The sequence below is a fragment of the Bacillota bacterium genome (assembly GCA_023511455.1).
Taxonomy (GTDB): Bacteria; Armatimonadota; HRBIN16; order HRBIN16; family HRBIN16; genus HRBIN16.
In genome coordinates this window covers 1-21,370 of record JAIMBJ010000012.1, presented here as the reverse complement: position 1 = coordinate 21,370, position 21,370 = coordinate 1, and the positions used below count along the sequence as shown (strand labels likewise).

The following is a 21,370-nucleotide window of genomic DNA, read 5'->3' as shown; positions in this document are numbered from 1 at the left end:
ACAATGCGCCGCAATCGGTATCACTGCGGGACTACGCAGGCAGGTGCGCCCTGCATCACATGCACAGGCTTTTCTTGCTTGCAGGAGAACGCCTCCTCGCACTACAAATATACAAGTACGCAAGCGGTTAACGGTAGTTGCGCGCTGGTAACCGGAGGGGCATTTCGGTGAACATACTGGTAGTGAACTGTGGTAGTTCGTCGGTGAAATACCGACTGTTCAGCGATTCGCAAGAGCGGGCGCGAGGATTGATCGAGCGCGTGGGCAGCGCAGAAACCCCCAATCACACGGTAGCGGTACAGCAGATGTTTAAGCAGCTCAGCGAGATGGAAGGGGGGCTGCCGATAGAGGAGATACACGCCATCGGACACCGCGTTGTGCATGGCGGTGAAAAGTTCACAGGAGCGGTAATTATCACGCCGGAGGTCATCGAAGCGGTGGAAGAGTGCGCCAGCCTTGCGCCTCTGCATAATCCGCCCAACCTGCTGGGTATTCGTGCGTGCATGGAGCAGGCGCCGCAGGCGATACAGGTGGCGGTGTTCGATACCGCCTTCCACCATACCCTGCCAGGACATGCCTATCTGTATGCCCTGCCCTATGAACTGCGTGAAAAATACGGCATCCGCCGATACGGCTTTCACGGCACCTCGCACCGCTACGTTTCGGAGCGGGTGATACAACTGCTGAGGCAGGAGAACGCCCTGCACACACCCAGCAAGATCATCTGTTGTCATCTGGGCAACGGCTGTAGCATCGCCGCGGTGCTGGATGGCAAGAGCGTGGACACCAGCATGGGCATGACCCCCGCCGAAGGACTGGTGATGGGAACCCGCTCGGGTGACCTCGACCCGGCGATACTCCTGCACTTACAGCGCACCCTCGGCTGGGATGCTGACCGCGTGGACCGCCTGATTAACAAGGAGGGCGGTTTACTGGCGCTGGCTGGTGTATCGGATATGCGCGATGTGGAAGCGCGAGCCGCTGCCGGAGATAGTCAAGCGCAGACCGCTTTCGAGGTATTCTGTTATCGAATCATTAAGTACATCGGCGCGTATGCCGCCGCGATGAACGGGGTTCATGCCATCGCGTTCACGGCGGGCATCGGCGAGAACAGTCCGGCGGTGCGCAGCAAGGTGTGCGCTTCGCTGGGATACCTCGGGGTGGAGATCGACGAAGACGCGAACCGTGCCGGCAAAGGGGAAAGGTGTATCAGTACGCCCGGCTCGCGTGTCAAAGTATATGTCGTACCGACCGACGAGGAGCGTGTCATTGCCGAGGAGACCCGCAGGCTGGCGCAAAGAGTACGCCACTAAACTCTGTCACATAGAGAGGGGGAGTTCCCCGTGAGACTGGATTTGACCGAGATTGCCCAGCATGTCGGTAAGCAGATGTCTTACGATGTAGACGAACCGGCGAGCTCGATTACCGACCTGCAGGTGCTCAGTCCCGTTCGAGGCACTTTGCGCTTCACCAACACCGGAGACCTGTTGCTGGTGCGCGGCATCCTGCATACCACTGTGGAGCTGGAGTGCAGTCGATGCCTGCGTCTTTTCGAAATGCCTCTTCGGTGCGAGGTCGAGGAACAGGTAGAACTGCGGGCTATCGCCGCGCGTCCCTTCGAGCATCCGCAGGTGACCATCGTGCCGGAGGAGGGCGATACCCTCTTTCTGGACGGTAATATCCTGGACCTGACGGAGCTGATACGGCAGATGCTGCTGGTTTCTCTACCCATCAAGCCTCTGCATGACGAGGAGTGCAAAGGCCTGTGCCCGACGTGTGGCGCCGACCTGAACGAAGGAGAATGTTCTTGCGAACGTCCGGTCGGGCATCCTGCTTTCGCCGCGCTGGCACGGCTGCTTGCGCAGATGGAAGAGGCGTGACTCGTGATATAATATATCGGCGATTTTTATCGGAAAGAGGTGAGACTGTGGCTTTACCAAAGCGACGACATTCTCATGCGCGAACCGCAAAGCGGCGCACTCACTATACCCTGAACGCGGCAACAGTGGTGAAAATCGGACGGTGCCCGACGAATAACCCGAATTGTCCGGGCGCACACCTGTCGCACACCGCCTGCCCTGTCTGTGGCTACTACAAGGGACGGCAGGCAGTGCTGATTAAGCAGAAGCGACGCCGCGAAAGATAGTCTCTGGCTATATGGCGTTCCCCGACTCAGCCATACGTATTGCGGTCGATGCCATGGGGGGCGACCATGCCCCGCAGGAGGTAGTCCGCGGCTGTTTGACCGTCGCCCGCGAGATGCCCTTTGTGGACATCACTCTGGTGGGTGACGAACAGCGTGTTTCCGCAGAACTGCGGGCAGTGTCTTTGCCCTCCAATCTGCATCTTCGACATGCCCCGCAGGTCATCGAGATGGGGGAAAGCCCTGTACAGGGTGTCAAGCGCAAGCGCGACGCCTCTATCGTGGTTTGCGCACGGATGGTGCAGGAGGGGGAGGCGGATGCTTTCTTCTCTGCGGGTAACAGTGGGGCAGCTATGGCGGTTGCTGCCCTGCAAATCGGACGTATCCCCGGCATAGACCGCCCTGCCATCGCCGCGGCGATACCCAGTAAGAAGGGACGTTTCGTGCTGATTGACGCAGGGGCAAATGTGGACTGTGACCCGTCGCACCTGCTGGAGTTCGCCATTATGGGCTCGGTGTATGCTCAGCTCATTCTGGGTATCCCCAGCCCGACCGTCGGACTACTGAGCAACGGTGAGGAAGAGAGCAAAGGCAATCAGGTGGTGAAGACGGCGCACAAACTATTGCGCCAGAGTGGGCTTCCCTTCGTCGGCAACATCGAAGGCAAGGACGTCTTTGAAGGAAAGGCGGACGTGGTGGTGTGCGACGGGTTCGTGGGCAACGTTGCGCTCAAAATCGGCGAAGGCACTGCCAGCTTCATGGTCAGCCTCATCGAAGAAGAGGTGCGACGCAATCCGCTGTTGATGCTACCTCTCAGCCTGATGAAAGGGGTTATCCGCCGCCTGAAACAGCGCACCGACTATGCAGAGTACGGCGGCGCGCATCTGCTGGGTGTGAGGAAGGTGTGCGTCATCGGGCATGGACGGTCGCACGCCAGCGCCATTGCCAACGGTGTGAGGCTCACCGTGCGGTCGGTGCAGGAACGGATGGCGGAGCGCATCGAAAGCGCGATGCTTCAGCAAACTGCCCTGCTGAGCTCATTGCCTCTGTTGCTACAGGAGAACGAAGCCGATGCGCGGTAGCATACGGGCTGGCATTGTGGGCGTGGGTGTGGGCATTCCCGACAGGGTTGTTACGAATCATGAGCTCGAACGGCGCATCGACACCACTGACGAGTGGATTGTTACCCGTACCGGCATCCGCGAACGGCGCATCGCTCCCCCGGAGATAGCCACTTCTGACCTGGCGGCGCAGGCAGCGGTTCAGGCGTTGCGGAATGCAGGCAAGAGCGCGGAAGAGGTCGACCTTATCGTGGTGGCGACCGCCACTCCCGATATGCCCTGGCCTTCCACCGCTTGCCTGGTGCAAGCGAAGATTGGAGCGATGAAGGCGGCGGCGTTCGACCTGAACGCGGTATGCTCGGGCTTTGTGTATGCATTGTGGATGGCAGCGCAGGCGGTGGAAACAGGCGCTTATCGGTGCGTGCTGGTGATTGGTGCGGATGTGCTGTCGCGGCAGGTGAACTGGGAAGACCGCTCGACCTGTGTGCTGTTCGGCGACGGCGCAGGAGCAGTGGTGCTAACCCCTGTGGAGGAGCCTTACGGTGTGCTATCGGGTGTGCTGGGTGCGGATGGTACGGGCGCGCCGTTGCTGCAGGTGCCTGCAGGTGGCACCCGAGAGCCAATCAGTCCAGAGGTCATGGCGCAGAAACGCCATACCATCCACATGCGCGGGCGCGAGGTTTTCAAGTTCGCCGTCACTATCATGGGCGAGGCGTCGGTGCAGGCGCTGGAGAAGGCGGGCGTTCGGCCCGAAGAGGTGGACCTTTTCATCCCGCATCAGGCGAACATCCGTATCATTCAGGCGGCGGCAGAGCGGCTGAACCTGCCGATGGAACGGGTGTTTGTGAACGTCGACCGCTACGGAAATACCTCGGCAGCGTCCATACCTATCGCACTGTATGAGGCGTGGGCGCAAGGATGCTTGAAGAAGGGCGACGTGGCGGTCGTGGTGGGTTTCGGTGCAGGACTGACGTGGGGTGCATGCGTCATCCGATGGGCTTACTGAGGAGGTGGCAGTGTACGCACTGGTTTTTCCGGGACAGGGTTCGCAATCGCCGGGCATGGGCAAGGAGATAGCCGAAGCGTTTGCCCCGGCGCGGAAGATTTATGAGGAGGCAGATGACATTCTGGGCTACCGCCTGAGCGCGCTGTGTTTTGAGGGCAGTGAGGAGGAGCTGCGTCAGACGGTTCACGCCCAGCCTGCGCTGTTCGTGACCGGCGTGGCGACATGGTACGCCCTGAACGAGATGGTGGAGGTGAACCCTGTTTGCGTGGCAGGGCACAGCGTAGGCGAGTATGCCGCGCTGGTGGCGGCAGGTGTGCTGGAGTGGCAGGACGGATTGAGATTGGTGCGTGCGCGCGCGGAAGCGATGCAGGAGGCAGCGGAAAGGTCGCCGGGCACGATGGCGGCGGTGTTGGGTCTGGATGCGGACGCGGTGGAATCTGCCTGTGCAGAGGCGTCCTCTGCGGGCGTGGTCTGCGTGGCAAACCGCAACTGCCCCGGACAGGTGGTTATCTCGGGCGAGGCGGAGGCGGTAGCCAAAGCGGGGGAACTGTGTAAAGCAAAAGGCGCGAAACGGGTCATCCCCCTGCGCGTGAGTGGGGCGTTCCATTCGCCACTGATGCAACCTGCTGCCGAGCGGTTTCGCGCAGCACTGCAACAGGTAACCTTCCGCCCGCCGAGGGTTCCGGTGGTTGCCAACCGCACCGCCGACGTGCTGAACGCAGAGGCCGACTTCGTGGCTTTGCTGACCGAACAGCTGCTGCATTCGGTGCGCTGGGAGGAAAGCGTGCGTCGGATGTGGGAAATGGGAGCGAGGCTGTTTGTGGAGCTGGGGCCCGGCGACGTGCTCAGCGGTCTGGTCAAGCGAACGATGGCAGACGCGCAAACATGCACGGTGCGCAACGCTGAGGAATTACACCGTGCAGCCGAGTTGTTGCGGGGTGGATGACTCGTCTGACACACTGAACACGACAAACAGAGCGGGAGGGTGGATTGCGACTGGAAGGCAAAATCGCACTGGTGACCGGTGCGGGGAAAGACATCCGGGGTATCGGGCACGGCATCGCGGTTGCGCTGGCGCGCGAGGGTGCAGACGTGGCGGTTGCGTCACACACTTTGGCAAATGCTCTCCGGGTTGCCGACGCGGTGCAGGAGATAGGCAGGCGTGCGCTGGCGATAGAGATGGATGTGTCGCAAGCGGAATCGGTGGAGGCGGGTATCGCCGAGGCTATCGAGGCGTTCGGCAGGATAGATATTCTGGTGAACAACGCAGGCATCACGCGCGACGCCCTGCTGGTGCGGATGCGTGAGGAAGACTGGGACGCGGTGCTGGACGTGAATCTAAAAGGAGCGTTTCTGTGCAGCCGTGCCGTGGCGAAAGTCATGATGAAACAGCGTTCCGGATGCATTGTCAACATCACCTCCATCATGGGGTTGACGGGCAATGCCGGGCAGGCGAACTACGCCTCTGCCAAAGCGGGTTTAATCGGTTTCACCAAATCGCTGGCAAGGGAGCTGGGCTCGCGCAACATCCGTGTGAACGCCGTCGCTCCCGGCTGGATAGACACCGCCATGACCGACAGCCTGCCCGAATCGGTGCGCGAAGCCATCCTGAAGCAAATCCCGCTGGGGCGGCTGGGCAAAGCCGAAGACGTGGCAGGCGCGGTGGTCTTCCTTTGCAGCGAGGAGGCATCCTATATCACCGGGCAGGTCTTGACGGTAGACGGCGGTCTCGTTATGATATAGAAAGCCATTGCTGTGATCTGTCAACGGACAACACTTCACAAGAACGGAGGGTAGCATGAACACGTTTGACCGCATCAAGAAAGTGATTGTGGACAAGCTGGAAGTGGATGAGAACGAGGTAACGCCGGAAGCTTCCTTTGCGGAGGACCTCGGTGCGGACTCGCTCGATGTCGTGGAGCTGATTATGGCTCTGGAAGAAGAGTTCAACATCGAGATACCCGACGAGGATGCCGAGGGCATTCGTACAGTACAGGATGCGGTGAATTACATCGACCAGAAGCTCGCTTCAGGTTAAACGACAATGGCGGAAATGTGGCGACGGGTAGTGGTGACCGGCATGGGCGCCATCACCCCGTTGGGCCTGGATGTTCCTTCCTTCTGGGAGGGACTGAAGAGCGGACGCAACGGGGTGGCGACTATTACTTCTTTTGACCCTTCGGGACAGCCGGTGCGTTTTGCGGCAGAAGTCAAGGGGTTCGTCGCGGAGAACTATATGGAGCGCAAGGAAGCGCGTCGCATGGACCGCTTTACGCAGTTTGCTATCGCGGCGACCCGAGAGGCGCTGGCGAGTTCGGGACTGGAAATCACCGACGAGAACCGCACACGCATCGGCACGTTGATTGCCAGCGGCATCGGCGGATTGCAGACTCTGGAAGAGCAACACAGGGTGTTTTTGGAGCGCGGACCCGATAGGGTAAGCCCCTTCCTGATACCGATGATGATTGCAAACATGGCGTCGGGACAGGTTGCTATTCAGTTCGGGTTGCAAGGTCCCTGCACCACTGTGGTAACCGCCTGTGCCGCTGGCACAAACGCGATTGGGGACGCCTGGGAGATCATTCGCCGGGGAGACGCAGACGTGATGATAGCAGGTGGCACTGAGGCAGCAATCACCGCCCTGGCATTAGCCAGCTTCGCCAACGCGCGTGCGCTTTCCACCCGTAACGACGACCCCGAACACGCCAGCCGTCCCTTCGACGCCGAGCGGGATGGCTTCGTGATGGGCGAAGGATCGGGCGTGATGGTGCTGGAGGAACTGGAACACGCCTTGCAACGCAACGCGCCCATACTTGCCGAACTCATTGGCTACGCCATGAACGCGGATGCCTATCATATCACCGCCCCCGACCCAGAAGGGGAAGGCGCAAAACGGGTGATGGAGCTGGCGATGCGCAAAGCAGGCATCACTCCCGAGCAGGTAGACTATATCAACGCACACGGCACCTCTACCCCCGCCAACGACCGACTGGAGACACTGGCTATCAAACGCGCTTTCGGTGAACATGCCTATCGCCTGGCAGTGAGCTCCACCAAATCGATGACGGGACACCTGCTTGGCGCGGCGGGAGCGGTAGAAGCCATTGCGACCGTGCTTGCCATCCAGCATCAGCTTGCCCCGCCCACCATCAACTATCAAACGCCAGACCCGGAGTGCGACCTGGACTACGTGCCCAATGAGGCGCGTCCCATGAAGATAGACATCGCGCTGTCTAACTCCTTCGGCTTCGGTGGGCACAACGCGACACTGGTGTTTAAACGCTGGGAGGGTTGAGATGGCTGAACTGACCACGCACGAGCGCGTGAAACGGATGTACGAACACCGTGAGGCGGACCGCGTGCCGATTACCGATAGCCCTTGGGCTGCCACCATCGAACGCTGGCACCGAGAGGGCATGCCGTCCGATGCGGATTTTGCGGAGTTCTTCGAACTGGACAAGTTTACCGCTATCCACCTGGACAACAGTCCGCGTTACCCGGTGAAGGTGATAGAAGAAACCGAAGAGTATGTGATTTCCACTTCTCCTTGGGGAGCGACCTTTAAGAACTGGAAGCATCGCGGCGGAGTGCCCGAGTTTCTGGATTTCACCATCGTGGACCGGGATAGCTGGCAGGAAGCAAAAGCGCGGATGACGCCCACGCCTGACCGCATCCCATGGGACCACCTGAAGCAGAACTACCGTCGCTGGCGCGAGGAGGGCTACTGGATTAGCGCGGGATTGTGGTTCGGATTCGACGTCACGCATTCGTGGGCGGTGGGTACCGAGCGGGTGTTGCTTGCCATCGTGGAAGACCCAGAGTGGCTGATGGACATGTTCAATCACTTTCTGGATGTCGACCTTGCCCTGCTGGACATGCTGTGGGAGGCAGGCTACACCTTCGACGAAATCACATGGCCCGACGACATGGGCTATAAGGGGCACCAGTTCTTCTCCGTCAGGACCTATCGCGAGCTGCTGAAGCCGGTGCATCGCCGGGCATGTGAATGGGCGCAGGCGCATGGGGTGTATGTCCGTTTGCACTCGTGTGGTGATGTGCGTCCGTTCATCCCCGAGTTCATCGAAATCGGCGTGCAAATGCTCAACCCGATCGAGGTGAAGGCGGGAATGGAACCGACCGAGCTGAAAAAGCAGTACGGCGACCGACTGGGCTTTCACGGTGGGCTGAACGCCGTGCTTTTCTACGACATGGAGGCGATGTTCGCGGAGATGGAGCGGGTCATTCCCGTGATGAAGCAGGGCGGCGGCTATATCATCAGCTCCGACCACTCCGTGCCCGATAGCGTCAGCCTCGAGCAGTTCCGCGAGTTCGTGCGCAAGGCGAAGGAGCTGGGACGATACGATTAAGCGTTCAGGTCGCCACGTCGCTCACTTTATCGGAGAAGCAGAGGGGATGGGTTGTGGCGTAGACGCGGGAGCCTGTTCTGCTGCCAGCGCAGCTGCCGAAAGCAACACCAGCACCACCCACAACACGTCCGACAGTAGCAGATGCACCAGCTGCATCCACACCGGCGCCTTCAACACGACATTTACCGCCCCCGCCACCAGCTGAACCACATACAGCATCATCAACGTCATCACCAGACGCCCTACCGCCGGATGCGGACGCTGATTCAGCACCCAGATGCCTGCCGCCGAGAGATACACTCCAGCCAGCACCGCCACCACCGGATGAATCGGGCGGATGGCAATCAGCGTGCGCACCAGCGGCGATTCTTCGGGCTGAACGCCCAGACCCAGAAAGAGCGTGTCTCCCAGCGCGATGACCGCTCCTGTCATGCCGACGACCAGCACCGCCAGCAATCCCCCAACCAGCACGTGCAGGAGCCTGCCCTGCCCGCGCAACCGGAACACCGCCCCGCCCGACGCCCACCACGCGGTCAACGTCAGCGCAGCCAGCAACAGGAAGGTATTCAGCAGGTGCAGGGGCATCGATATCGCCCGCGCGACCGACGTATTGTGCGCCACCCACTCGAAGAGCACCAGCCCCGCGCCCAACAGTGCCTCGGTGATGATGAAAAACAGCGACAGCGACGCTCCCAAACGAACGATGTGCTTGCGCGGATGCGTTCGAAAAGCCCACACGAACATCGCCAGCACCGCCAGCAGGGCTAACCCGCTGGTAGCTCGATGTGTGAACTCAATCAGCGTTTCTACCGATTGGGGGCGCGGGATAATCTCGCCGTTGCAGGTGGGCCAGTGGCTGCCACAACCTGCGCCGCTGCCCGTGGCCCGCACAAACGCTCCCCAGAGAATGACCAGCACGTTGTAACCCAGCACGCCCCAACAGAACCTAGCGAATCGGCTCATGGCAGTTACCCCGCAGATTATTTAGCCTGATTATACCCCAGATGGGTCAGAACCATCGGACGGGGGCGTATCTCCAGCACCACGACCTGACGCTCGCGGAACCGCTCGACCAAAGCACCCTTTGCGACGGCATCCAGCAGTAACCGACGCCAGTGCTCGCGCTCCGCCCCGGGCGGCACAAATGCCAGATTCTGCAGCACATACTGGTATCCCATGCGGTGCAAAGTGTGCGCCAGCATGTCGCCGTCGGTCAGCGAGTCGTAGTCAATCAGGGTATGGTGCCCAGGGTTGCCCCACAGGTAGCGTCGTTGCAGGTAGAAGCCGCGCGTCTCGTCATAGAGTATCACGCCTGCTTCGCGCGGGGTGTTCTGATTGACCCACTGGCAGGCTTGCCACACACCGGGCAAAGCACGTTCCAGATATGCCGTTGAACCCTCGCGCCATACCGTCAGCGTCCTGCCCCACAGGGGGAACATGCCCATCACGCACCACAGCACCTGCAGGGCAATCGCTAGCTGCATCGCTCGCGCTGTGAGGCGATGGTCTTTTTGCACCGCCAGCCAGCCGCACCACAACGACACCAGCGGGAAGATGGTCATCAGGTAGCGCACCTGCTGCATCAGCACAAACCACAACGCCAGCGATACCAGCGAGAAGAGTATCCACCAACGTGCCGCGTCGGGCAGCCTGCGCACCAACAGCAGCGGTATCAGCCCTGCCAGATACGCGAATCCGACCGACCCCACAAACGGCAGGGGGTCGAAGAAGCGGTTCCAGTAGAAGGTCAGGTTGAACGGCGCCATCAGCAGCTGGTAGGGCTCGCGTCCCAGCCCAAACGCCAGCTGCGCCTCGCGGTAGATGCGGGCGTTTTCCGCTGTCCAGTTGCGCCCACCGAATATCTCGTAAAAAAAGGGATACACGGGATTGCCCGTGTAAATGTAGGTCTTGAGATACCACGGCGCGCCCACCAGCACCGCGAGAACGACGCAACCTGCAATCTCGGCGAACCGCACTTGCCGCCGGCGCATCATCTCCCACAGCAACAACAACGCCAGCAACCCTACACTGCCCAGCGCGGTCATCTTGGTTCCCAGCGCAAGGCCTCCCATCAAACCCGCCAGTACCAGCCATCTGCGGCGAATGGAGACATCCTCCTCGGCGGCGGCGTTCCATGCGGCAAGCAGGCAAAGCAGGGTGTAGGCAGTGGTGGCAAGGTCGGCATAAGCGACGGTGGACTCCCACAGCACGACGGGCACCGCGACGAAGCTGGCTGCTGCCCATGTCCCTGCAAAGCCTGCGCGTCGCGCAAAAGCCAGTATTCCCCACAGCGTGATCAGCAGGGTTGCCCAGTGAAACACCTTCGCCCCGCCTGCGCCCATGCCCACTCCTATCGCCCACAGGTATTGCATCTCTATCACGAACGGGAAGTTCGAGTGGTGCATGAAGGGGATGTAACCGATACGCCCTTCCCGTAGCCAGATGGCTGGGGCGGCAAGGTGATAGGATAGCCCATCCCAGTCGGTGGCGGCAGGGGGAGACGCCACCATCGGCAACGACCACCAGGCAATCAGTGCGGGCAGGACCCAGTGCTGCCACGGCAGGGATAGGGCGGGTTCTGCGGCACCCCGCATCCGTCCCCACGCAATGATGCCCAGCAACAACACGAACCCGAACGCGCCCCACAGCACGTTCGGGCGCAGCCCACCCAGCAGTCCTAACGCCAGCACGAGATAGGACAACAAGCCCGTGCTGAGTGCCAGCCCAAAAGCAAGGCGCTCCCCCGCATCTGTAAACGGTAACCTCCACTGGCGACACCACTGCCAGCCTGTCCACGCCAGCAGGGCAACCGCCAGCAGCGCGGGCATCCATCCCCATACCGCGTACAGCGTTACGCTGTCCACCGCAATATCTCCTCATCCCGTATGGGTGCAGGCGATACGCTGATCACTGGTGCAAAGCCCGTTAGAGAAACCCTTCGCGCCTCCTCGACACTGAGGTGGTGAATCAGCACACGGGCAGGCAGAGCCAGCACGGCTGCTGTTGCCCAATCGCCCAGCCTGCGGATGCCGGGTACCCACACGTTCTGCAGGAAGAAACGGTTGCTGCCATCGCACCCGTTCAGGTCAGCCACCACCGAGTGCAGTTTGCGGTCGCACGACGCCGCCAGTAGTGCCCACCACCCCGCGTTGCTCATGCCGACGGCGCAGGTCTGTCTCACTCCACGCCGCGAACGCAGCAGCGCCAGCGCGGTCAAAGTATCCTGTATCTGCCCCTGTGCGTCTGTGCGATTAAAGGTCTCCGGAAAGTTGCCCTGCAGGTTGCGCGCGCCGAAACGACGTAAATGTTCCCCTGTGCCGAAGGCGTCCAGCGTCATGACGAGATAACCGGCGTCCAGGAAGCGATGAAGCAGGCTTTCTCGGCGCACCCATGCTTCCGTACCTTCCGGATGTAGCAGCAGTACCGCCTTGCCCGGAGACTGTTTCGCTGGCTGGAACAGCGCGCCCAGCACGACTTCACCCGTCCCTCGGCGGCGGAAGGCGATACGGCGATGAGGCAGGGTGGTGGTGTGTTCCTGCTCGTCCAGCACCTCTGTCTGTGCGGGCGTCACTGTCTCTACAGCTAGGGTGTGCATCCAGGCACTGCCCACCCATCGCCGAAACGCAGGAACCTGCTGAGGGGTGCGTGGGAAGCGTCTGCGTAACTGCTCAGCGTCCATCTGGCGCAAAGCCTCCAGTACCGCATCTCCTCGCGGGTAGCCTGCGGGCAGCACCCCGTCGGGGAAGACCCGCACCTTCTCCGGAGGGTCTACTGTGAAGGGTGGTTCGCGGTCGGGTGCAGGGATACCCAGCCATTTACCGAAGAAGGCGTAAACCGCCTCGCGACTGGCGCGGTTGTAGTTGTGGTCTGCCTCGTAGCAAACTGCAGAGATGCGCGACTCCGCCCCCAGCAGGGCGTATATCGCCCTGGCGGCAGGGTATTCCTCCTCCATGGTGTTCTTTGTCCAGTCGCCGGTCGCCGCCACCAGCAACAGCGGGCGCGGTGCCGCCAGCGCGGCGATTTCCACGTTGTTGGTATCCAGGCGTAAGCCGGGCGCGTTTTCGCAGAAGCAGCCGCCCTGATAATGCGCAGACACCATACACACCGGCGCGGCAGCAGCCACGCGCGGTTCCACCGCTGTCAACAGGAAGGTCTGCGTGCCTCCGCCAGATGACCCCGTGCAGCCAATACGGCGTGTGTCGACCTCTTTCAGGGTGTGTAGCAGGTCCATCGCCCGCAGGCTGTTCCACAACTGCAGGCGCAACAGATGGATTCCCCACAGCTCCCACTCTTTCGAGACGCGCTGATGAGGCAGTTGAAGGCTATCGTTGTAGCCCACCATGTCATAGCTGAACGCGATATAACCCTGCTTCGCCAGATTCACACAAAGTCCCACATAGGAGGTGTCGCTGTTGTCATTGGGGTTGTCTTCCAACCTGCCCCCGTGGGCGTGACCATGCGGACACAAGATGGCTGGAAAGGGCGGCTTTTTACCCACCGGTCGGTACAGGTTCCCCGTGCACAGGAAACCCGGAAAGCTTTCGAAGTATACTTTCTCCACGCTGTAGTCTTCATGCTCGATTCGCCCGAAGAATCGGGCTTTCAAAGGCGTGCGTGGCGGCAGGGGCAGTAGTCCTGCGCTGTTCAAAATGTGTTCTCGCAACCACCTCGCCCGTGCCTCCCATTGCTGGCGGGATGCATAAGCGGGCGTCGGCAAATGCATCTCGCCGTGCCTCACGTGGCTCACGCGCTCATCGCGGGAAGGGACTTCCATCTTGCGCCCTCCGATTTGCTGGTGACGTTTCTCATAAACTCTACGCCAGCGAAACCGCCGTTCCTGCAAAACGTCTGGAATGCTGGTAGAATATCCTCAGCACCACACAGGAGGTTTCCGATGAACAAACTGCTGGTGTTGCTGCTTCTGTTCGTGGCTTCGCTGGCGTGGGCGGAAGGCGAAAACAGTCCCTGTGCAAAGCTGTTGCCATCCGCCGAACTGATGGGCTGGAAAGAGGTGCAGGGGTCGTACCTGTACGGCAAAGGTAATGGGTTAACCAGCATCTACAACGGCGGTTACCAGACCTACACGAAGGCAGGGGTGCTGGAAGCCGCGCAAAAGCTCTACCAGCAGGGCGATTGGTATGTAACCGTTACCACCCACACGATGAAGGACGCTACCGCCGCCCGTCGGTTCGTCGAGTACTGGCGCAACGCACATCGCAAGCAGAAGCCGCAGTCTCTCAAGCTGACCGGGGTCGGCTTTCAGGTACAGGTGGACGGCGCGACCACCTTCTACTGGGCGGGAGGGCGATTCTTTGTGACGGTGATGGTGACACGGGATAACCGTCAGGCAGCAGATGAAGGACTGACCGTGCTACGCGCGGTGGTGGCACGTGCCTCTAAAGTCAAGTAAGCGGGGCACGCCAGCGAGGCTGGCGTGCCCATGGCACACTTACGTATCGGGGGTACCCCCGGGAATGCCTGACAGGTCACAGGGCAGTGTGTACGTAGGAACGGTTCCTGATGAAGTGGGCGAGGTGCCGGGGATGTTACCTCGGCGCGGATAGTACTTCGCGTGCCCATCCACAAAGTTCACGTTAAAACCATCGGAGTGGCGGGGGTGTGCGGGGAAGTTATCCCAACCGAAGGGACCATTCGGCGCGGGACAACCCGGGTCTACCTGCGGCGTGCCGAGCGCAATATATGTGGAATCGTAAAACATGGTGGTGTTGGCAGGCTCCCCGACGGCACCCAGGCTCACCACGGGGTCTCTGTCGAACAGTCCCGGGGGTAGTGCCGGGTCCTGGAACAGGGCAAAGTTCATGGCGTAGGAGGCATAGCGGAAGGTTCCACTCCCGCGCAGTCCTAATCGCTGCAGGATAGTCACGAAATCGATGCCCGGCCGCTGCGACGGGCATACCATAATGTCTACGTTTTTCACATAAGGCATCGTGGCATCGTACACGGTGAACACCCGGTCTCCGGAGCCCGGCACCAGGATTGGATTGTCCATGCTGTACACGCTCTGGGGGAACATCTCATCGTAATCCTGCACGTAGGCAAGGGTTGCCAGCGCGTACTGGCGCATGTTGCTCAGACAGGAAGCCGAGCGTGCTTTCTCACGCGCCTGCGAGAAAACGGGGAACAAAATGGCCGCCAGTATCGCGATAATCGCGATAACGACTAACAATTCGATCAGGGTGAAAGCGTGGCGCTTCATGAGTCAACCTCCTCGAAGGATTTTGCCTTGCTTAGTATAGAGGCAGTACAACTGCGAGTCAAGCAGTGGAGGCAGATTTTGGATTAAGAGATGTTTAACGTTTGCTGTTTGCCTTTTCTCGGTTTTGGCATTAGAATACATCTGGTGAACAGTGGAGATGCCGGAAATATCCACGCCAAACTGGAGTGCGGCGCTTCAGCGGCTGGCACGAAGCTACGCCCGTGTCGCGCGTAAGGTGCTCGGGGACAACCTGACCTCGGTCGTGCTGTACGGCTCGGTGGCGCGCGGTGAGGCACATGCGGAGTCGGACGTTGACCTGCTCATCATTTGCAAGCAGCTGCCACACGGCATCTTCGAGCGAAACCGGCTAATGGACCCCGTGCGGGAGCAGGTCGAACCCCGTTTGCGTCGGCTCTGGGCGCGAGGCTATCGAGGCGACTTCAGCGAGGTTCTGAAAACCGAAGCTGAGGCGCAACACGTCGTGCCGCCCTATCTGGACATGACAGAAGACGCCATTCTGCTGGTAGACCGTGGACGATTCTTCGCGCAAGTGCTGGAGAGGGTGCGCGAACGCCTGAGAGAGCTTGGCGCGCAACGCAAGCAGCTGGGCACCGTGCGCTACTGGGACCTTAAGCCGGACTTCCGCCCGGGAGAGGTGATAGAGATATGAACAATCACCGCACCGCGCGTTAATACAACAGGCACGCTTCGCTCTCGAAGCGTGCCGCAATCTGATGGAGCGCACCGAATAGAGTGGCTCATTCGTGGTCGGGAACAGGTCTCTTCTGCTGCGGCTCCACCATTTCCACTACTGGTCTGCCGTCGCGTTCCACCCACACTCCGCAGGGTCCACCACCCTCGCTCACTTCGATGGTGACTTCGGTACCGTCCATGCGCAGTAACGGCTGGTAGAACTGTGCGATTTTCTGGGCGTCTCCCACCGCATAATGCCCAATGAGCGAGCGGCGGAACCGGTTCGTGGAGCGGTTGGGATAGCTGCCGTGTATCAGCGAACCGTTGAAGAACAGCACGTCGCCCGGCTCCATCACCGCAGGCACAATGGGCAGGTCTTTGGGCACAGGCACGGCAATGTTGGTGAAACTTTCGGTAGTGTCGGCGGGAATCGTGCAGAGGATAGGCAGGTTGTGCGTACCCGGAACCACCATCAGGCAACCGTTCTCTTCATCGCACGGATCCAGCGCCATCCACGCCGCCATGCACGTGCCCGGATGCACTCGCAGATAGAAGTTGTCCTGATGCAGTGCTTGTCCGCGCGCACCCGGCGGCTTGAAGTAGAGCATCGTCTGTGCCGCGTATGGCTCCTTACCCAGTAAGGCGGTCAGCCATGCATTGAGGCGAGGGTCAATCATCCATTTCAGGCTCACTTCGTCCCAGCGGTGCATGTGGATCATGCGCGGGTAGCGCTTGAGCGGGTCGTTGCTCGTAGGGTCTACCCCCGCAAAGTCACCCGGATAGGATCCCGCCTCCCGTAAGCGCATGTAGTGGTCGATATAGAAGTCAACTTCCTGCTTGCTGAACAATCCGCGAGCGATGACGTAACCTTCACGTTGAAACTGCTCGATGTGCTTTGCGGTAATCATGCAGCACCCTCTCTTCAGCCTTTAGTCTATCAAAATAATACCACAGCTGGGTTCGCTGCGTCAATGCGGCTCGTGGGTATTCCGTCAATCCGCCAGATGTCCAGCACGGTGGGAAAGGCTCCTTCCGAACCGTAAAAAAACTCCCCGCCCGCGAGGAGGTCGGGAGGAGTCGGCTCACCGCGAGGCACTGTTTGGTATCTTTTTCCAAAACCCAAAAACCCGTTGACAAGATATATTTTTCTATGCTAACATTCTCACAGTCAACCCGAAGTGACGGCGACCAAGAAGGGCGGAGAGACCCCCCTGCTACCCACCATCTGCCTTCCTGCAAGCCCTCACCTCTTGTTGACCATATTCTTTCCAAAAGGAGGGTTTCATCCATGCGTAGTGTGCGCACTGCGCTGGTGCTCTCTCTGCTTCTGTGCTGCAGCGGGAGCATCTTCGCGCAATCTTTCACCTATCAGGGAATGCTTAAGAGCACGGGCATCCCTGCTAGCGGCAACTATGACCTCCAGTTCAGCCTCTGGACGGCGGCTACTGGAGGCCTACAGGTTGGTTCCACCATCACGCGCATCGGTGTCAGCGTCAGCAACGGTGTGTTTACCACCGAATTGGACTTCGGCAACGTGTGGGACGGCAATGACCGCTTCCTGCAAATCGCCGTGCGTCCTTCGGGAAGCGGTTCCTATACGACCCTTTCTCCCCGTGTCAGGGTCCACCGTGTTCCCTACAGCCAACTGGCGTTCAGCGCGCTGAGCGTGCCCTGGTCGGGCATCAGCGGGATGCCTGCGGGCTTTGCGGACGGGGAGGACAACGACACCACCTACACGGCGGGTGGGGGTCTGGCGTTGACGGGTAACACGTTCTCCATCGCTACGGGTGGGGTGGTAACGAGCATGCTGGCGGACCTTGCGGTGACGACGGTGAAGCTGGCAGACAGCGCGGTGACAAGCGCGAAGATCGCGGACGGCACGATAGCGACGGCACACATCGCCAACGGTGCGGTGACGGATGCGAAGTTATCGGGCACGGGTGTTACCGCGGGCACGTATGGCTCGGCGACTCAGGTGGGCGTGTTCACGGTGAACGCCCAGGGTCGGCTCACTTCTGCGAGCAACGTGACCATCTCAGGAGTGACTCCCGGTGGTTCTGCGGGTGGCGACCTGTCTGGGACGTATCCGAACCCGACGGTTGCTCGTTTGCAGACTCGCCCTGTTTCGTCCACGGCTCCTGCGAGCGGTCAGGTGCTCAAGTGGACGGGCACGATGTGGGCTCCTTCTGCGGATGATGTGGGCGGTTTGACGCTTCCGTTTTCCGGGAGCGCGAATGTGGGCGGCGCGGCGTTCTCCGTCACGAATACCGCCTCCAGCGGTGTCACCTACGGCGTGTGGGGTGAGAGCGACAGCACGGGTGGGACTGGCGTGTATGGCAGGGCTTCTGCCACCAGCGGCCCGACCTCCGGCGTGGTGGGTGAGAGCGTCAGCACCTCTGGGTTTGGTGTGTTCGGCTTGGCTACCGCCACCAGCGGTGGCACCTTCGGCGGGTACTTCCAGAGCGACAGCACGAATGGTCGTGGCGTGTTCGGCTGGGCTACCGCCACCAGCGGTCTCAACTACGGCGGGTACTTCCAGAGCGACAGCACGAATGGTCGTGGCGTGCTCGGCTTGGCTACCGCCACCAGCGGTGGCACCTTCGGCGGGTACTTCCAGAGCGACAGCACGAATGGTCATGGCGTGCTCGGCTGGGCTACCGCCACCAGCGGTGTCACCATCGGCGTGTTGGGTCAGAGCAACAGCACCTCTGGGCGTGGTGTGTTCGGCTTGGCTACCGCCACCAGCGGTGCCACCTACGGCGTGTATGGTCAGAGCGTTAGCACAGACGGTCGTGGCGTGTTCGGCTTGGCTACCGCCACCAGCGGTAGCACCTTCGGCGGGTACTTCCAGAGCGACAGCACGAATGGTCGTGGCGTGTTCGGCTGGGCTTCCGCCAGCAGCGGTGTCAACTACGGCGGGTGGTTCCGGAGCGACAGCACGTCTGGAACTGGCGTGTACGGCTTGGCTCACGCCACCAGCGGTGTCACCTACGGCGTGGTGGGTCGGAGCGACAGCACCTCTGGGATCGGCGTGCTCGGCTTGGCTACCGCCACCAGCGGTGTCACCTACGGTGGGTGGTTCTGGAGCGGCAGCACGTCCGGGACTGGCGTGGTCGGCTATGCTTCCGCCTCCAGCGGCCGCGCATGGGGCGTGTGGGGTGATACCGATAGTCCTGCCTCCAGCGCCCATGGTGTGTTCGGCGAAGAGCCCTCTGGAGGCGCGGGGCACGCGGTCTACGCTCTCGGCTCCTTTGCCGCTACGGGCAGCAAGTCGTTCCAGATAGACCATCCGCTCTTTCCAGAAACCCACTACCTCAACCACTTCTGCTCGGAAGGTCCGGAGCCCTACAACATGTATCGGGGCAACGTGGTGACCGATGAGAAAGGCTACGCCACCATCCAGCTCCCCGACTACTTTGAGAGCATCAACCGCGACCCCACCTATCACCTCACGGTGATAGACAACAGCGATGACTTCATCCTGGCGAAGGTAGTGCGAGAGATCCAGAACAATCAGTTCGTCATCCGCACCAATAAGCCTCACGTGAAGGTCTCCTGGCGCGTGGAAGCGATCCGCAACGACCGCTACGTGCAGAAGTATGGCTTCCAGACGGTTCAGGAGAAGGAGGACTCCATCAAGGGCAAGTACGTGCACCCGGAACTCTACGGAATGCCCAAAGAGTACGGCATCCACTACCGCCCGGATAGGGAGCGTTCTGCCCCGGAACGAAGCGCTCCGCCCGCGCACCGCGAGCCCCCTCGCCCTCCAAAAATGGAGGAGCGAAAGGTCCCCACAACCCCTCCCACCCCCTCCGCTCGCCAGCGGGCATCCGAAAGGGAGCGCCCGAAGGCTCGGAAGTAGAAATGGGTTTGGCGGGTTTTCTGGCAGGGGCACGGCATGCCGTGTCCCTGCTGCCCCCACGTGCGGGAACGAAACCCACGTATGCGACGAAACCAATGTAAGGGCGACCGGCCGGTCGCCCCTACAAAGGGTCGTTTCCTTTTATCAAAAGCCACCGAAGAATTTTAGAAAAAATTGGGGTAGGGCCCCTCCGTCTTGAGCCTGTTGCCCAAACCCTGCGGTTGCCCCATACCAGGGCAGGCACGGGGGTTTGCCCCTACCATTAATTGGGGCTTTGTGAGGGAGGGCTAAAATGGGGTTATGACCATCTCACGCAGGAGAGATTGTTTACGCAAGTTCACTGAGTTTTGCGGGTTTTTGTGTGTCCCCTGGGCTGGCGGAAGACGTTGGGAGGGTGGGGTTTTTTACATTCGGAAGACGGGCCATTGAGGTTCCGGGATGGGGGCGTGGAGGGCGGCTTCCAGGCATTGGGCGACGACGGCGCGGGTTTCCGTGGGGGTGATGATGCCGTCATCCCACATTCGGGCGGTGGCGTAATAGGGCGAGCCTTCCTCTTCGTATTGTTGGCGTACCGGGTCTCCGATGGCGCGTTTTTCTTCTTCGGATAGGGGTCCTTTGGCTTCTTTGATGGTAATGAGGACCTGGGCGGCTTGTTCTGCCCCCATCACGGAGATGCGGGAGTTGGGCCAGGTGAAGAGGAAGCGGGGGTTGTAGGCACGTCCGCACATGGCGTAGTTTCCCGCTCCGTGGGAGGCGCCGATGATGACCGTGATTTTGGGCACGTTAGCACAGGAGACTGCCTGAACCATTTTGGCGCCGTCCTTGGTGATTCCTCCCTGCTCATATCTTTTTCCGACCATAAAGCCTGTGATGTTTTGGAGGAAGAGCAGGGGGATGCCTCGCTGACAGCAGAGTTGAATGAAGTGCGTGCCTTTGAGGGCGCTTTCACTGAAAAGGACTCCATTATTGGCGAGGATGCCAACGGGATAGCCCATCCATCGGGCGAATCCGCACACCAGAGTGGTCCCGTATTCCCTCTTGAATTCGTGGAAGCGGCTCCCATCTACCAGCCGGGCAAGGACCTCGCGGACTTCATAGGGCTCGGAAGGGTCGGGGGGAACGATGCCGTAAATTTCTTCTGGGGGATAGAGGGGGTCTTCAGGTTCGGCACAGGGTAAGGGATGGCGATAAGGGCGTCCGAGGTTTCTAACAATTCCCTGGCAAATCTCCAGCGCGTGTTCGTCATTTTCCGCGAGGTGATCTGTGACTCCGCTGATGCGGGAGTGCATTTCTCCGCCTCCCAGTTCTTCGGGGGAGACTTCTTCTCCCGTGGCGGCTTTCACCAGAGGGGGACCTCCGAGGTATATGGTTCCCACGTTTTTGACGATGATGTTTTCGTCGCTCATTGCGGGCACGTAGGCGCCCCCAGCGGTACACATTCCCATCACGACGGAGATCTGGGGAATCCCTTGGGAGGACATCTGCGCCTGATTGTAAAAGATCCTTCCGAAGTGTTCTTTATCCGGGAAGACTTCGGCTTGCATCGGGAGAAAGACCCCGCCGGAATCTACGAGGTAAATGATGGGGAGGCGATTTTGGAGGGCGATTTCCTGAGCTCGGAGGTGTTTTCGGATGGTGATGGGGTAATAGGTTCCTCATTTCACGGTGGCATCGTTTGCCACGATGACGCAAAGCCTCCCGCTGACGTAGCCTAATCCCACGATGATGCCGGCAGAGGGGACCTCATTCTCGTACATTCCGTAAGCGGCGAGCATCCCGATTTCCAGAAAGGGGCTATCGGGGTCCAGGAGCCGTTCTATTCTTTCCCGGGCGGTGAGTTTGCCTCGTTCGCGGTGGAGCTGGATATATTTTTCGGGGGCTCCTTTTCGGACTTCTGCCCGCCGGGCGAGGAGTTCCTGAACCAGCGTGGTGTAAGCCCGGGTGTTCGCCTGGAATTCGGGTGAGTCGCAACGGATGTGGCTCCGTAGGGTTTCCACAGGGGTGGTATACCCGTTTGGGGG

18 protein-coding genes and 1 pseudogene are annotated in these 21,370 nt (G+C 60.4%); 13 read left to right on the top strand and 6 right to left on the bottom strand.

Annotated features, from left to right (window positions below):
- Nucleotides 1–167: 167 nt before the first annotated feature.
- Genes K6U75_08585 through K6U75_08540 form a run of 10 tightly spaced genes read left to right on the top strand, consistent with a single transcriptional unit; the run spans nucleotide 168 to nucleotide 8,577 of the window.
- Nucleotides 168–1,313, top strand: a complete 1,146-nt coding sequence (locus K6U75_08585) for an acetate kinase (protein ID MCL6475091.1) — start codon at nucleotides 168–170, stop codon at nucleotides 1,311–1,313.
- A gap of 30 nt (nucleotides 1,314–1,343) precedes the next feature.
- Nucleotides 1,344–1,880: a DUF177 domain-containing protein gene (locus K6U75_08580; protein ID MCL6475090.1), complete on the top strand. Its 537-nt coding sequence runs from the start codon at nucleotides 1,344–1,346 to the stop codon at nucleotides 1,878–1,880.
- Between the two features lie 47 nt (nucleotides 1,881–1,927).
- Nucleotides 1,928–2,146 carry a 50S ribosomal protein L32 gene (gene rpmF / locus K6U75_08575; GenBank protein MCL6475089.1) on the top strand — a complete coding sequence of 73 codons (219 nt, stop codon included), beginning with the start codon at nucleotides 1,928–1,930 and terminating at the stop codon, nucleotides 2,144–2,146.
- A 32-nt stretch (nucleotides 2,147–2,178) separates the two neighbouring features.
- The gene (plsX, locus tag K6U75_08570; GenBank protein ID MCL6475088.1) at nucleotides 2,179–3,225 is read left to right on the top strand and encodes a phosphate acyltransferase PlsX; all 1,047 of its coding nucleotides are present in this window, start codon (nucleotides 2,179–2,181) and stop codon (nucleotides 3,223–3,225) included.
- Nucleotide 3,226: 1 nt separating this feature from the next.
- Nucleotides 3,227–4,210: a ketoacyl-ACP synthase III gene (locus K6U75_08565; GenBank protein ID MCL6475087.1), complete on the top strand. Its 984-nt coding sequence runs from the start codon at nucleotides 3,227–3,229 to the stop codon at nucleotides 4,208–4,210.
- A gap of 4 nt (nucleotides 4,211–4,214) precedes the next feature.
- Entirely contained in the window at nucleotides 4,215–5,156 is a 942-nt protein-coding gene (gene fabD / locus K6U75_08560) for an ACP S-malonyltransferase (protein MCL6475086.1), read from the top strand.
- Nucleotides 5,157–5,200: 44 nt separating this feature from the next.
- Nucleotides 5,201–5,953, top strand: a complete 753-nt coding sequence (gene fabG / locus K6U75_08555) for a 3-oxoacyl-[acyl-carrier-protein] reductase (GenBank protein MCL6475085.1) — start codon at nucleotides 5,201–5,203, stop codon at nucleotides 5,951–5,953.
- A gap of 55 nt (nucleotides 5,954–6,008) precedes the next feature.
- On the top strand, nucleotides 6,009–6,248 hold the full coding sequence (locus K6U75_08550) for an acyl carrier protein (protein ID MCL6475084.1): 240 nt from the start codon (nucleotides 6,009–6,011) through the stop codon (nucleotides 6,246–6,248).
- Between the two features lie 15 nt (nucleotides 6,249–6,263).
- Nucleotides 6,264–7,505, top strand: a complete 1,242-nt coding sequence (fabF, locus tag K6U75_08545) for a beta-ketoacyl-ACP synthase II (GenBank protein ID MCL6475083.1) — start codon at nucleotides 6,264–6,266, stop codon at nucleotides 7,503–7,505.
- 1 nt (nucleotide 7,506) lies between these two features.
- On the top strand, nucleotides 7,507–8,577 hold the full coding sequence (locus K6U75_08540) for a hypothetical protein (GenBank protein ID MCL6475082.1): 1,071 nt from the start codon (nucleotides 7,507–7,509) through the stop codon (nucleotides 8,575–8,577).
- Between the two features lie 21 nt (nucleotides 8,578–8,598).
- Here K6U75_08540 and K6U75_08535 read toward each other — a convergent pair whose 3' ends face one another.
- The 3 genes from K6U75_08535 to K6U75_08525 are packed head-to-tail and all read right to left on the bottom strand — an operon-like array spanning nucleotide 8,599 to nucleotide 13,351.
- Complete coding sequence (locus tag K6U75_08535) at nucleotides 8,599–9,540, bottom strand: COX15/CtaA family protein (GenBank protein MCL6475081.1); 942 nt, start codon at nucleotides 9,538–9,540, stop codon at nucleotides 8,599–8,601.
- A 17-nt stretch (nucleotides 9,541–9,557) separates the two neighbouring features.
- Nucleotides 9,558–11,441 carry a hypothetical protein gene (locus K6U75_08530; GenBank protein MCL6475080.1) on the bottom strand — a complete coding sequence of 628 codons (1,884 nt, stop codon included), beginning with the start codon at nucleotides 11,439–11,441 and terminating at the stop codon, nucleotides 9,558–9,560.
- On the bottom strand, nucleotides 11,429–13,351 hold the full coding sequence (locus K6U75_08525; GenBank protein MCL6475079.1) for an acetylxylan esterase: 1,923 nt from the start codon (nucleotides 13,349–13,351) through the stop codon (nucleotides 11,429–11,431). Before K6U75_08525 ends, K6U75_08530 begins: the two co-directional genes overlap by 13 nt.
- Before the next feature lie 120 nt (nucleotides 13,352–13,471).
- On the opposite strand from K6U75_08525, the gene K6U75_08520 reads away from it, so the two are divergent.
- The gene (locus tag K6U75_08520) at nucleotides 13,472–13,987 is read left to right on the top strand and encodes a hypothetical protein (GenBank protein ID MCL6475078.1); all 516 of its coding nucleotides are present in this window, start codon (nucleotides 13,472–13,474) and stop codon (nucleotides 13,985–13,987) included.
- Between the two features lie 39 nt (nucleotides 13,988–14,026).
- On the opposite strand, the gene K6U75_08515 is transcribed toward K6U75_08520, so the two are convergent.
- Complete coding sequence (locus K6U75_08515) at nucleotides 14,027–14,794, bottom strand: DUF1559 domain-containing protein (GenBank protein ID MCL6475077.1); 768 nt, start codon at nucleotides 14,792–14,794, stop codon at nucleotides 14,027–14,029.
- Nucleotides 14,795–14,951: 157 nt separating this feature from the next.
- On the opposite strand from K6U75_08515, the gene K6U75_08510 reads away from it, so the two are divergent.
- On the top strand, nucleotides 14,952–15,464 hold the full coding sequence (locus K6U75_08510; GenBank protein ID MCL6475076.1) for a nucleotidyltransferase domain-containing protein: 513 nt from the start codon (nucleotides 14,952–14,954) through the stop codon (nucleotides 15,462–15,464).
- A gap of 88 nt (nucleotides 15,465–15,552) precedes the next feature.
- Here K6U75_08510 and K6U75_08505 read toward each other — a convergent pair whose 3' ends face one another.
- Nucleotides 15,553–16,395, bottom strand: a complete 843-nt coding sequence (locus K6U75_08505; GenBank protein ID MCL6475075.1) for a phytanoyl-CoA dioxygenase family protein — start codon at nucleotides 16,393–16,395, stop codon at nucleotides 15,553–15,555.
- 380 nt (nucleotides 16,396–16,775) lie between these two features.
- On the opposite strand from K6U75_08505, the gene K6U75_08500 reads away from it, so the two are divergent.
- Nucleotides 16,776–19,349, top strand: coding sequence for a hypothetical protein (locus K6U75_08500; protein ID MCL6475074.1), 2,574 nt, complete (start codon nucleotides 16,776–16,778; stop codon nucleotides 19,347–19,349).
- Nucleotides 19,350–19,753: 404 nt separating this feature from the next.
- On the opposite strand, the pseudogene K6U75_08495 reads toward K6U75_08500, so the two are convergent.
- Nucleotides 19,754–21,124, bottom strand: a pseudogene (locus K6U75_08495) (methylcrotonoyl-CoA carboxylase).
- Nucleotides 21,125–21,370: the final 246 nt, after the last annotated feature.

Bases quoted from the DNA above. Each gene is read 5' to 3' on its own strand.
- K6U75_08505 (MCL6475075.1), bottom strand. From the start codon at position 16,395: ATGATTACCGCAAAGCACATCGAGCAGTTTCAACGTGAAGGTTACGTC.
- K6U75_08500 (MCL6475074.1), top strand. From the start codon at position 16,776: ATGCGTAGTGTGCGCACTGCGCTGGTGCTCTCTCTGCTTCTGTGCTGC.
- K6U75_08525 (MCL6475079.1), bottom strand. From the start codon at position 13,351: ATGGAAGTCCCTTCCCGCGATGAGCGCGTGAGCCACGTGAGGCACGGC.
- K6U75_08550 (MCL6475084.1), top strand. From the start codon at position 6,009: ATGAACACGTTTGACCGCATCAAGAAAGTGATTGTGGACAAGCTGGAA.
- K6U75_08515 (MCL6475077.1), bottom strand. From the start codon at position 14,794: ATGAAGCGCCACGCTTTCACCCTGATCGAATTGTTAGTCGTTATCGCG.
- K6U75_08535 (MCL6475081.1), bottom strand. From the start codon at position 9,540: ATGAGCCGATTCGCTAGGTTCTGTTGGGGCGTGCTGGGTTACAACGTG.
- K6U75_08520 (MCL6475078.1), top strand. From the start codon at position 13,472: ATGAACAAACTGCTGGTGTTGCTGCTTCTGTTCGTGGCTTCGCTGGCG.
- K6U75_08510 (MCL6475076.1), top strand. From the start codon at position 14,952: ATGCCGGAAATATCCACGCCAAACTGGAGTGCGGCGCTTCAGCGGCTG.
- fabF (MCL6475083.1), top strand. From the start codon at position 6,264: ATGTGGCGACGGGTAGTGGTGACCGGCATGGGCGCCATCACCCCGTTG.
- K6U75_08540 (MCL6475082.1), top strand. From the start codon at position 7,507: ATGGCTGAACTGACCACGCACGAGCGCGTGAAACGGATGTACGAACAC.